Below are 11,936 nucleotides of genomic sequence, written 5' to 3'. Positions count from 1 at the left end.
CAAAGATCATAGAGGACTTTGCTGTACTCTTGCACCCAACGATAAATCGTAGTATGACAAACATTTATTCCACGATCATATAACAATTTCTGAACTTCACGATAGCTTAGATTGTAACGCAGGTAGTAACCAACAGCGACAATAATGAAATCTTTTTTGAATTGTTTGCCTTTAAAATGATTCATTACTCTGTCCTCTCTGTCTTTTTTCTCAATTTTACACTAAAATAGATTTTTTGGAAAACTTTGCAACAGAACCAAATATTTGAGCAATTCTTGCCCTGTAAAATAATTTGATAAATCGTGCTCTCTGACGAGAAAATTGAACCTTTTCTCAGCCCATTTCCAAGTTCGGTCACTAATTGTCTTAATTAGACGAAAGGGAAGCTGAGAACTATAAATGATATGGGCCTCAGCTTTGTGTTTCCAAAGAATAGGAAGCATAATATCGGCAAGAATTTCCAGAGAGACTTCCTCACAATTGTACAGCAGCAATTGCTGGTTGACTTCATCAACAATGTTTAAATAAATATATTCTACAATGCTGGGAACCCCATTTTTAAAATTGTTTGTAATTGTTGTTCGAGTGATGTGTGAGCGTTTGGCGATTTCTTCAATGTTTATCTTGCCATTTTCGGAAGCGATGTTTAAGAGGCTGCGAACGATAATTTCTTTCGTATCTTTTGTCATTTCAATTCCCATTTTATACTCAAATGAAGCATAAAATCCTTTCTTTTATGGGAGGATTCTTCTAAATATCAAAAAATAAAAATAATCTGTTTCAGTTAGTTTTTCTTATTTTTTGAATATTATAGCATTATTTTATTCAAAAATTAATTGTTTTGATTAATTTTTAGTTTGATAAAAATTTTTACAAAGTATTTCGTTTTGTGTAATATATAAGTGTTGATAGTTTTGACAGAGCGCTTTGAAAAAATGAAATCAATTAATTAAATGAAAGGAAAATATGGTGAAGGTTTATCAAAAAGAAAATGTTTACGAAGCTTTTAATCATAGATTAGATTATATTTGTGATTATTTTGACCATCTTATTATCTCTTTTTCTGGTGGTAAAGATTCAGGATTGATATTGGAATTGGTTTATCTTTATTATAAAAGCCATAAATTGGTCGAAAAAGGAATAAAGGTTTCAGTTTTCTATTTGGATTATGAAGGAAATTATCAAGAAACCAAAGATTATATTCATCGTTCGATGGGAAAATATCCTGAGTTTGAATATTATCATATTTGTTTGCCTGTTTCGGCTTCTTGTGGAATTTCAATGTCACAATCGACTTGGTTACCTTGGGACCCAGACCATAAGGAATTGTGGTTGAATACTATTCCTAAAGGAGCCATTCATTTAGAAAATCAAGATTTTTCATTTTTCAAAGTTGGAATGTCAGATTATGATTTTCAAAGTAAATTTTGTCAGTGGCTTCATAATGAAAAAGGGGCGACTACAACGGCTGTTTTGGTTGGAATACGTGCCCAAGAAAGTTTGAATCGTTATAATGCGGTGACACGAGATGAAACATTCTCACGATTTGGAACAACAAATTACAGTCATCGTATTAGTAAAGATGTCTTTAATTTCTACCCAATGTATGATTGGTTATTTGCAGATATTTGGCGAGCGAATGCTAAATTTGAGTTTGATTATAATCACCTCTATGACTTATATTATCAAGCGGGTGTGCCTTTTAAATCGATGCGAGTCGCTAACCCTTTCCATCAGTGTGGCGTTCATTCGCTTAAACTTTGTCAAGCTTTAGAACCTGAAACATGGGGGAAGTTGGTGGGACGAGTCAATGGGGCAAACTTTGCGGCCCTTTATGGAGGAACGCAAGCGATGGGATATCGTGGAGCGGTCCTACCCAAAGGTCATACTTGGCAGTCTTACGTTGAATTTCTACTGGATACTTTGCCGGAAGAAACCAGAAATGTATATCGTAAAAAGTTCCAATCATCAATGGACTATTGGATGAGAACCGGTGGGGCATTACCGGTAAATGTCGTCGAGGAATTGAAAACAAGCGGATTGGATTTTGAATGTTTGGGGGCTCCAACCAATAAACGCAAATATAAACAGTCCTATGAGCTTATTCGTTTTAAGAACTATCCAGATGATGTACCTATTAAAAATTTTACATTGGTGCCCTCATATAAGAGGATGTGCATTACAATTTTGAAAAATGACACTTCTTGTCAGTATATGGGTTTTGGTCAAACGAAAGATGAATTACAAAAGAAACAAGAGGCAATGGAAAAATGGGAGACATTTTTATAAGCCCAGCTTATCAAATTAAACGAGTGCTTATCGAGAAGATTAGGGCCAATACTTATAATCCGAATCGAACAGCACCTCCTGAATTTCGTCTACTGGAACGTTCTATTTTGGAAGATGGCTATACGATGCCTATCGTTTGTTATTACATAAGGAAAAGGATTTTTATGAGATTGTTGATGGATTTCATCGCTATTTGGTCATGAAAAGGTCAGAAGAAATTGCTCAACGGGAAGGAAATTGCTTACCTGTTTCAATTATAGACCGGCCACTTGAAAATCGAATTGCCAGTACTATTCGTCACAATCGAGCTAGAGGAACACATTCAATTGAGTTAATGACAGAAATTGTTCAGCAGTTGGTGGAATCGGGTTTGAGTGATCAGTGGATTATGAAACACATTGGAATGGACAAAGAAGAGTTGCTTCGCTTGAAACAACTCAGCGGTCTGGCTTCACTTTTTCAAAATCAAGACTTTTCTCGTTCTTGGACATGGAAGGAAGATGAAGAGATAAGTGAAGAATAGATTTATTAGAAAAGAAAAGGAAAACTACAATGGTACAAGAATATTTATTTGTTTACTCTAGATTAAAATTATTAATCAAAGAAGCTCATAAGTCTTTTAATCAAGTTGAACGAGAATTAGGTTATCCTCGAAATACTTTGAAAAATTATAAATACAAGAAAAAACCAAGTGTTGGTCGTGTTTTCGAAATGGCAAATTATTTTAATGTTTCGATTGAATTTTTATTAGGAATGGAAGAAGAGACAGATAAAACGAGTTTAACTTATCGTTTGGAAAAAATAAATCGGGAGAAAAAAGAGCTCGAAATTTTGCTTTTAGAAAAAGAAATTTAGAGTTTATGCGATAAATCTTATAGACGCTAAAATGTTTACGTTAAGGGATTGACACTTTTTTGTAAATGATATATTATTATCTTAGTTAAAGGAATGCTATGATGAAGTGTTCATTTAACTTCTTTTCTTACATAGTATTGGGGATAGGTCTATTGATTTATTCTCTAGAGGTTCTTTCCTATGGAGAGAACCTTTTATTTTGAGATAAAAGTAACAGATTAAATCTTAAATTAGGGCTTATGTTATAATAGATAATATATTGAATAGAAAAAGGGATATTTATGGAAGAAAAGAAACCTTCAGGAATGTTTGCGGTTTTTGCGGCACTTGGAGCAAATGTTTTAGTGGCAATTAGCAAGTTTATTGGTTTTGGTTTATCAGGTTCGGCTGCGATGTTAAATGAAAGTATTCACTCGGTGGTGGATTGTGGAAATCAAATTTTACTTTTATTTGGTGACCGTCGGTCAAAACAAGCAAGTACAAATTTGCATCAATTTGGTGAGGCACGTGCGAAATATTTCTTTAGTATGATTGTGGCAACTTTCCTATTTTTTGGTGGTGGGGTTATCGGAGTCATGGAGGCTTACGATAAGCTTGTTCATCCAGCCCACACTGTAGAAAATACTGGAATTATTATTGGAATTTTACTGATAGGTATGCTCATTGAGGGTTCTTCACTAAGAATTGCCTTTAAAGAAATTGGTGAATTAAACACGGAAAAATTGCCTATTTTCAAATTTTTACATGAGAGTCGTCATAGTGAAATTTTAGTTATTTTTACTGAGGATTTGTGTGCAATCATTGGTTTACTTTTGGCTCTTTTAGGGACTGTTTTAACAATGGTTACTGGCAATCCTATCTTTGATGCAATTAGTGGTTTGTTGATTGGATTCTTATTGATGGCTGCTGCGATTTTCTTGACTAGAGAATTTTATAGTTTGATTGTTGGGGAACGTGTGACAGACAGTGATTTAGAGAAGATTTTATCTGCCTTTGAACGTTCTGAGGTTGAACGAGTAATTAATGTCAAAACGGTTCATCTGGGTCCAACAGAAATCTTGATTGCGGCTAAAATTGATTTGGTCAGCAAACTTGTGTTAGAGGATTATGAAATTATAAATCAGATTGAAGCTGAAATTAGAAAGAAAATTAGCGATAAGAAGTGCTATATTTATATTGAAATTGACGAATTTGTTCAAGACTATGTTCAATCTTCTGATTTATAAGCATAATTTACTGACAGAAATATTTTAATGAGGAGAAAAGAAGGAGAGGGCCTATGAAAAATTTTTTTAATCATATTGAACTGAAATTTGCTAATCTTTTATCGAAAATTAGTTTTATGTTGCTCATGGTAGTTGGGCTTTTGATGGTTTATTTTCTATTTAGAGAGGTTTATAATCTCGTTTTACTGGCTTTTCTTTCTGAGAGTGAAGTTCATTATTACGATATTTTGGAAAGTATTCTTTCCTTCTTTATCTTCTTTGAATTTTTAACTTTAATCATCACTTCATTGAGAAACAAGGGACATGTGTCACTGATTTTCTTATTATCACTAGGAATTACTTCGCTTATCCGATTATTATTGACTTACCATGAACGTTTAGTTGGAGTGCTTTTGATTGCTAGTGCTATTCTCATCTTGATTATCGGTGTTTTCATCTTAAAGAAATTCATTTTTCCAAATGATGATACAGCAGATTATTTCTAATTTTGCCTGACGGTTCTGTCAGTAAAATAAATAAATAAAAAATTACTGACAGATTTGTCAGTAATTTTTTTTAGAATTTTTTTAGATATATTTTATCAATGTGATGATTTTCTGACTTGTGGAGAATGATTTCTGCCCGATTTCTTGTGGGTTCAATATATTCTCGGAGATTGACACGATTGACACGTGCCCATGTTTCACGGGCTAAATTTAGTACTTTGTCCTCAGGCATTTTTGTAAATTGATGATAGAAATTTGTTTGGTCATACTTTGCCAATTTTAAAAGACTATCAAAGCGTTCAAGGTACCATTTTTCAATGAGTTTTTCGTCAGCGTCAACATAGATTGAAAAATCATAAAAATCGCTGATGTAAAGGAGTTGATTTTGCGGATTTTGTAAGACATTAATCCCCTCAACAATTAAAATATCGGGACTGTCAATAATTTGACTTTGATTAGGTAAAATATCATAAGTTTCATGAGAATAAATCGGAACTTCAAATCTTTCGCCATTTTTGACATGATAAAGAAAACTTGTCAGTTTTTCCATATCGTAGCTTTCTGGAAAACCTTTACGGTCGAGAATTCCCATATTTTTTAAATCATCAGTTGTGTATAAAAATCCGTCAGTTGTGACTAAATCTACAGTTAATTTTGGAAATGCACGTGAGAGGAGAAGTTGAAGGAGTCTTGCTGTGGTTGATTTACCAACGGCTACTGACCCCGAAATTCCAATAATCAAAGGAGGAGTTTTAACGATTTTTTGTAAAAAAAGTCCTTTAGAATAGCTCATATCTTCTAAATTTTTTTTATATAAACGAAGAAGATGAATCAGAGGTAGATAGACGTCCTCCACGTCTTGCAAGCTGATTTCGTCATTGAGTGAGCGAATTGATTCTAATTCATCATGTGTTAATGGGGCGATAGAAGTATTGTAAAGATTTTGCCAAGTTTCACGGCTAATTTCGTCAAAATTAATGAATTCATTCATGACAAATATTTTATCATATTTTTGGTCTATCGAGGTAAAAAAACTAATAAATCTGTAAGCGTATTAAATATGTTACTGACAACTTTTGAGCTTAGTGGTCAGTGAAAAGTGTAAGAGATTACAAAATAGGTGGAATTTCTAAAAATTTTTTGAAGATAAAAAAGGGCTTTTATGTTAAAATTAAATCAATGGTTAAAACAAATATGTATTATGAAGATAATCAAGATCTTTCGCATGACTTCCAAACACTAACAGTTGATTTACTAGGACTGTCAATGCGTTTTAAAACTGATCGTGGTGTCTTTTCAAAAAATGGAATTGATTATGGTTCACGTGTTTTATTAGAGAACTATCAGCCCGAAGGCGCAAAAACGCTTTTAGATGTTGGCTGTGGCTATGGAACACTGGGATTGACCTTAGCTAAAAAGTTTGATTTAAGTGTGACAATGGTAGATGTCAATAGTCGGGCGCTTGATTTATGTCGCCAAAATGCAATTGATAATGCTGTCAGTAATACTGAAATTGAACTTTCAAATATCTATGAAGCTGTCAGTGAAAAATATGATGCAATTATCTCAAATCCTCCCATTAGGGCTGGGAAAGAAGTCGTTCATGAAATTTTAACTGGTGCCTTTGATTATCTTAATGATGGTGGACATTTAACAATTGTAATTCAAAAAAAACAAGGAGCTCCATCTGCTCAAAGAAAAATGGAAGAGGTCTTTGGCAACTGTCAGCTAGTGGCAAGGTATAAAGGATACTTTATTCTTAGAAGTTATAAATGATTAATCACTTATTATATAAAATGAGGAGAAGTCTATGACCTATCGAATGGTTGATCTCATTCAAAAGAAGAGAGACGGCGGAGCATTTAGCAAGTCTGAAATCGATTGGATGATTGAAAATTATGTCAATGGAACTGTGCCAGATTATCAAATGTCGGCTTTGGCCATGGCAATTTATTTTAAAGGAATGACGACACAAGAGACTGCCTATCTCACGATGGCTATGGTTCATTCAGGTAAAGAATTTGATTTGTCAACTATATCTGGTATCAAAGTGGACAAACATTCTACCGGAGGGGTGGGCGACAAGGTCACGCTGATTTTGGCGCCTTTAGTTGCTTCATTCGGTGTTCCAGTTGCCAAAATGTCAGGACGAGGTCTTGGACATACTGGGGGAACACTTGATAAATTAGAATCTATTCCAGGTTTCAAGTTTGAAAAAACAGAAGAAGAATTTATCAAACAAGTTAAAGAAACTGGAATTGCCATCATCGGCCAATCAGATGAATTAGTTAAAGCTGATAAGTTGCTCTATGCTCTTCGAGATGTCACGGCGACTGTTGATATTATCCCTTTAATTGCAAGTTCGGTCATGTCTAAAAAAATTGCTGCAGGCTCTGACGCTATTTTACTGGATGTCACAGTGGGCGATGGTGCCTTCATGAAATCAGTAGATGATGCACGACTTCTGGCTCAAACAATGGTCGACCTTGGAAAATCTGTCGGTCGTGAAACCGTGGCTGTTATTACTAATATGAGTCAGCCGCTTGGTTTTGCAATTGGGAATCGGAATGAAATGACAGAAGCAGTTAATACTTTGCAGGGAAATGCACCAAAAGAATTCCAAGACTTTATCGCTGAGCTTGCTCAAATTATGCTGCAACTTGCGGGACTTGAAAAATCAATAACTGAAATTTTAGAGCATTTTAATAATGGCTTAGCTTACAAAAAGTTTGTTGAAATGGTTAAAGCCCAAGGTGGTGACCCATATGCTTTTGAACAGCTGACAGCTCCTCTTAAAGTGAAATATCAAGTTGATATTCATGCCAAAGCATCAGGATTTATTTCTGAGGAAAAAGCATTAGGAATCGGCTTGCTTGCCATGAAATTAGGTGCTGGACGGGCAACTAAAGCAGATGAAATTGATTTTGAAGCAGGTGTTACCTTGACCAAAAAAGTAGGAGATCGAGTTGAAGTAGGTGAGCTTATCGCCAGCCTCTATTCTAATCGAGAAATTACTGACGAATTAGTTGCTGAATTTAATGATAGCTTAGTCATTAGTGACCAGCAAATTGAGCAAAAAGAAATTATAGAGATTATCAGATAAGATGAAAAATGATTTAAAAATTCCAACTCCAGTGATGGCTTTGCAAGTGATTCTGTCAGCTTTAGCTGGGGCAGCCACAAAATTATATTTACAAAATTTGGGTTGGCTTATTCAACTTATTGCTTTTATCATTATTTTCGTCGTTGTCTATCTCATTGTCGGAATGATTTATTTAAGATTAAAAAAATAGAAAGAACATACAATGCAAATTAATAAATATATTGACCATACTATTCTCAAGGCAGACGCTCCAAAATCTAAAGTTCAACAAATCATCGATGAAGCAAAAAAATATGATTTCATGAGTGTTTGTATCAACCCGACTTGGGTAAATTATGCCAGTCAAGAACTCAAAGACTCTGATGTAAAAGTATGTACAGTTATTGGCTTCCCTTTAGGTGCTAATACTTCTGAACTCAAAGCATTTGAAGCTAAAAACGCCATTGAAAATGGGGCTGACGAAATTGACATGGTCATTAATATTGGTGCAGCCAAATCTAAGGATTGGGATCTTGTTGAGTCAGATATTGCAGATGTAAATGCTGTGAAAGGCGATAAACTACTCAAGGTGATTATTGAAACGAGTCTTTTGACTGATGAAGAAAAAATTAAAGCTTGCCAAATTGCTAAGGCCGTTGGTGCTGATTTTGTCAAAACTTCAACAGGTTTCTCAACTGGAGGAGCGGCAGTCCATGATGTAAAATTAATGCGTCAAACTGTAGGTCCAGATATGGGAGTTAAAGCCTCTGGTGGTGTTCATAATCTTGAAGAAGCAAAAGCAATGATTGATGCTGGAGCAACTCGTCTTGGAGTTTCTGCTGGTGTCGCAATTATGGAAGGTCTTACCTCAAATGACAGCTACTAAAGAGATGATTGTGGCTGCTCGTGAGGCTGCAAGTCTAGCCTACGTCCCTTACTCACACTTTCCAGTTGGAGCAGCTTTTCTAACAGCTGATGGTCAGGTTATTAAAGGCTGCAATATTGAAAATGCTAGTTTTGGTTTATCAAATTGTGCTGAACGGACAGCTATTTTTAAAGCAATTTCAGAAGGTGTCAAAGATTTTGACGCACTCTATGTTTTTGGAGAAACAGAAGAACCAATTAGCCCTTGTGGTGCTTGCCGGCAAGTACTTGCAGAATTTTGTCCAGCCGATATGCCGGTTTATCTTATCTCAAAAGATGATAAAGTAAAAGAAACGTCTGTCGAAGGACTTTTACCTTATTCTTTTAAAAGCCTTGATTAAGTAAAAATGTAAAAGTTAAATATGCTATCTTTAGATAGCATATCAATTTGCAATCAAAGTAAGCGCTTCATGTCTTGTCTTAAATGTAAAGTAATAATGGTAATTACCGATAAATATAAATGTTTTTTGTGTTTTTGTTAGTTATTTCCGAACGTTAAGCAAGAAAATGAAATATTCCGCTAAATTATGCTTGCAAGAAGATACAATATAGCTTAAAATAGTCTTAAGCTAAATTTAGCCAAACAAAATTCGGAGGATACCCTTTCCATGAAAAAACGCGTAATCGCAGTTAGTGCTATTGCACTTGCATCAGTCGCAGTCCTTGCAGGATGTCGTTCACATGACGCATCTGGAACTTCAGGTAAAGTAAAAACTGACCTTAAAGCAGCAATCGTCACCGATGCTAATGGTGTAAATGACCGTTCGTTTAACCAATCCGCTTGGGAAGGTCTTCAAAGCTGGGGGAAAGAAAATAACCTGAAAAAAGGTACTGGATACACTTACTTCCAATCTAATTCAGCTTCAGATTACACGACTAACTATAACTCTGCGGAGCAACAAGGTTACAAACTTTTGTTTGGTATTGGATTCTCTTTACAAGATGCGACATCAGCAGCTGCGAAAAATAATCCAAAATCTAACTTTGTTATCGTTGACTCTGTCATTAAAGACCAAAAGAATGTAACTTCAGCAACTTTTGCAGATAACGAAAGTGCTTATCTTGCTGGTGTAGCTGCGGCCAAAGCAACTAAAACGAACAAAATTGGTTTCATCGGTGGGATGCAATCCGATGTTATTACTCGTTTTGAAAAAGGTTATGTAGCTGGTGCCAATTCTGTAAAATCAGACATCAAAGTTGATATTCAATACGCTGGTTCTTTCTCTGATGCGGCTAAAGGTAAAACAATTGCAGCAGCTATGTATGGTTCTGGTGATGATGTTGTTTACCAATGTGCGGGTGGCGTAGGAACAGGTGTCTTCAGTGAAGCTAAAGCCTTGAACTCAAGCAAAAATGAAGCTGACAAAGTTTGGGTTATCGGTGTTGACCAAGACCAAGAATACCTTGGAAAATATAAATCTAAAGACGGTAAAGATTCTAACTTTGTTCTTGTTTCAACAATCAAAGAAGTAGGAACTGTTGTAAAAGACATTGCTGACAAGACTAAAGACGGTAAATTCCCTGGTGGAACAATCGTTACTTACAACCTTAAAAATGGTGGTGTAGATTTAGGACTTGATAACGCAACTTCAGAAATTAAAGATGCTGTTGCCAAAACCAAAACAGATATCATTGATGGAAAAATTACTGTTCCTTCAAAATAATTAAAGATAATTTAAAAATAAAAAGAGTTAGTGCATGCTAATTCTTTTTTATATTTTTAAAAACAATAGAAGATAAGATTTGCGATTATTTTAAATGTTCTTGATTTGTAAGTCAACTGAACTATGATATAATGGTAGACAGATATTAAAGTGGTATATATTGTTATTATTTAGTTAGGGGGAACTATGGCAAGAAAATCAGTACCAAATTATGTAAAAATACATGATGCCTTAAAAGATGAAGTTGAAAAAGGCATCTGGAAAATTGGACAACGTCTTCCAAGCGAACGAGATTTAGCCGAGCGTTTTACAGTGAGTCGTATGACAGCCAGACAAGCTGTGACAGCCTTAGTAGATGAGGGAATTCTCGACCGTCGAGTAGGTTCTGGAACCTACGTTGCTAGCCGACGTGTGCGTGAAAAAATGCGTGGAACAACTTCTTTTACAGAAATTATCAGTTCGCAAGGCAAGGTTCCCTCAACAGAAGTCTTAAGTTATATTAGAACTGCTCCTAATGAAGTTGAATGTGAGAAGTTGAACATCACTAAAAAAGATTCGATTATTCGAATGGAGCGGATTCGATATGCTGACAATGTTCCCATTTGTTATGAAGTGGCAAGTATTCCATTTAAATTAGTGAAATCTTTTGATAAAAAAGAAATTACTAGTAATTTCTTTAAAACTTTGGAAAGCCATGGGCATGAAATTGGTCGGAGTGAACAAATTGTTTCGGCAAAGAGAGTCAGTACAGAAGTATCAGAATACTTAAAAACAAGAGTTGGAGCTGCTATACTTGGTTTAACACAGGTTTCTTATCTAGTAGATGGGACTGCTTTTGAATATGTTTTGTCACAATATGTTGGTGACCGTTTTGAATTTTATTTGGAAAGATAAAAAGGACTTAATGAAGTCCTTTTTTTACTTGCCGACGATATTGATACTGACGAAGTTGAAAATGAATCCAACAGCCCACACAAAAGCCACTTAAAGCGATGGAAGCAGCGAGGAAAACAAATGCGGCAAAAACAATTGCCAAAATAGGGTGATGGGTAAGAGAAGCAATCAAGCTGGCACTCAATAAGCTTGTAGCAATAATTTGATTAAAACGAAGGTCGGACTTATCTTCAAGAATATATTCTGAGGCCTTTCTTTTTAAAAAACGTTTAGCAATCAGAATAACAAAATTTCGTTCAAACAATATGCCAGACAATCCGGCGAGAATCGGGAGTAGAAGAATCCAATAAAAATTACTGACCACTGCTAAAATAATGCTAAGTACAATAAAAGTTTGATTAGTACGCACGAGTGGGCGGGGGATACCCTGAAAAGTAGTTTTAGCCATAAAAAATCTCCAATCTTGATAAGTTGATTCTATCGTAATTGGAGAGACTTGGTCTTAATATTTTTTTAT

At 35.0% G+C, this 11,936-nt stretch carries 14 protein-coding genes and 2 pseudogenes; 12 read left to right on the top strand and 4 right to left on the bottom strand.

Translation table 11 applies throughout. The features are described 5' to 3' along the window. Together LLA01S_RS12275 and LLA01S_RS10850 are read right to left on the bottom strand one after the other, a co-directional pair. Positions 1-185 (bottom strand): annotated as a pseudogene (locus LLA01S_RS12275) (IS6 family transposase); the annotation flags it as partial. 36 nt (positions 186-221) lie between these two features. After that, positions 222-701: a TetR/AcrR family transcriptional regulator gene (locus LLA01S_RS10850; protein ID WP_232034989.1), complete on the bottom strand. Its 480-nt coding sequence runs from the start codon at positions 699-701 to the stop codon at positions 222-224. 268 nt (positions 702-969) lie between these two features. On the opposite strand from LLA01S_RS10850, the gene LLA01S_RS10845 reads away from it, so the two are divergent. The 5 genes and pseudogenes from LLA01S_RS10845 to psiE all read left to right on the top strand — a co-directional run bounded on the left by LLA01S_RS10845 (position 970) and on the right by psiE (position 4,855). Further along, a complete protein-coding gene (locus LLA01S_RS10845; RefSeq protein WP_061778306.1) occupies positions 970-2,289 on the top strand; it encodes a DUF3440 domain-containing protein in 1,320 nt (439 codons plus the stop codon). Beyond that, positions 2,271-2,812 (top strand): annotated as a pseudogene (locus LLA01S_RS10840) (IbrB-like domain-containing protein). Before LLA01S_RS10845 ends, LLA01S_RS10840 begins: the two are co-directional and overlap by 19 nt. A 29-nt stretch (positions 2,813-2,841) precedes the next feature. Next, entirely contained in the window at positions 2,842-3,144 is a 303-nt protein-coding gene (locus LLA01S_RS10835) for a helix-turn-helix domain-containing protein (RefSeq protein ID WP_061778304.1), read from the top strand. A 281-nt stretch (positions 3,145-3,425) separates the two neighbouring features. Further along, the gene (locus LLA01S_RS10830; protein ID WP_021037426.1) at positions 3,426-4,370 is read left to right on the top strand and encodes a cation diffusion facilitator family transporter; all 945 of its coding nucleotides are present in this window, start codon (positions 3,426-3,428) and stop codon (positions 4,368-4,370) included. A gap of 53 nt (positions 4,371-4,423) precedes the next feature. Then, positions 4,424-4,855, top strand: a complete 432-nt coding sequence (psiE, locus tag LLA01S_RS10825; RefSeq protein WP_011676401.1) for a phosphate-starvation-inducible protein PsiE — start codon at positions 4,424-4,426, stop codon at positions 4,853-4,855. 70 nt (positions 4,856-4,925) lie between these two features. On the opposite strand, the gene coaA is transcribed toward psiE, so the two are convergent. Continuing rightward, positions 4,926-5,846 (bottom strand): type I pantothenate kinase, encoded by a 921-nt coding sequence (gene coaA / locus LLA01S_RS10820; RefSeq protein WP_061778303.1) that lies wholly within the window; start codon positions 5,844-5,846, stop codon positions 4,926-4,928. Positions 5,847-6,034: 188 nt separating this feature from the next. Between coaA and LLA01S_RS10815 the strand changes: the two genes are divergently transcribed. The 7 genes from LLA01S_RS10815 (at position 6,035) to LLA01S_RS10785 (ending at position 11,419) form a co-directional block, all read left to right on the top strand. Further along, positions 6,035-6,631, top strand: coding sequence for a class I SAM-dependent methyltransferase (locus LLA01S_RS10815; RefSeq protein ID WP_061778305.1), 597 nt, complete (start codon positions 6,035-6,037; stop codon positions 6,629-6,631). A 34-nt stretch (positions 6,632-6,665) separates the two neighbouring features. Then, positions 6,666-7,958: a pyrimidine-nucleoside phosphorylase gene (locus LLA01S_RS10810; protein ID WP_032951108.1), complete on the top strand. Its 1,293-nt coding sequence runs from the start codon at positions 6,666-6,668 to the stop codon at positions 7,956-7,958. A 1-nt stretch (position 7,959) separates the two neighbouring features. Then, positions 7,960-8,148: a hypothetical protein gene (locus tag LLA01S_RS10805; RefSeq protein WP_011676397.1), complete on the top strand. Its 189-nt coding sequence runs from the start codon at positions 7,960-7,962 to the stop codon at positions 8,146-8,148. Positions 8,149-8,160: 12 nt separating this feature from the next. Beyond that, positions 8,161-8,823, top strand: a complete 663-nt coding sequence (deoC, locus tag LLA01S_RS10800; protein WP_011676396.1) for a deoxyribose-phosphate aldolase — start codon at positions 8,161-8,163, stop codon at positions 8,821-8,823. Beyond that, a complete protein-coding gene (locus tag LLA01S_RS10795; RefSeq protein ID WP_011676395.1) occupies positions 8,810-9,202 on the top strand; it encodes a cytidine deaminase in 393 nt (130 codons plus the stop codon). The genes deoC and LLA01S_RS10795 overlap by 14 nt, the downstream gene beginning before the upstream one ends. A gap of 267 nt (positions 9,203-9,469) precedes the next feature. Beyond that, positions 9,470-10,525: a BMP family lipoprotein gene (locus LLA01S_RS10790; protein ID WP_061778302.1), complete on the top strand. Its 1,056-nt coding sequence runs from the start codon at positions 9,470-9,472 to the stop codon at positions 10,523-10,525. A gap of 186 nt (positions 10,526-10,711) precedes the next feature. After that, on the top strand, positions 10,712-11,419 hold the full coding sequence (locus LLA01S_RS10785; RefSeq protein ID WP_011676393.1) for a GntR family transcriptional regulator: 708 nt from the start codon (positions 10,712-10,714) through the stop codon (positions 11,417-11,419). Between the two features lie 7 nt (positions 11,420-11,426). On the opposite strand, the gene LLA01S_RS10780 is transcribed toward LLA01S_RS10785, so the two are convergent. Then, complete coding sequence (locus LLA01S_RS10780; RefSeq protein ID WP_011676392.1) at positions 11,427-11,867, bottom strand: DUF4395 domain-containing protein; 441 nt, start codon at positions 11,865-11,867, stop codon at positions 11,427-11,429. Positions 11,868-11,936: the final 69 nt, after the last annotated feature.

Origin of the sequence: Lactococcus cremoris subsp. cremoris NBRC 100676 (genome assembly GCF_001591705.1) — a bacterium.
Taxonomy (GTDB): Bacteria; Bacillota; Bacilli; order Lactobacillales; family Streptococcaceae; genus Lactococcus; species Lactococcus cremoris.
The sequence above is the reverse complement of the archived record's forward strand: the minus strand, read 5'-3'. Positions and strand labels throughout refer to the sequence as shown.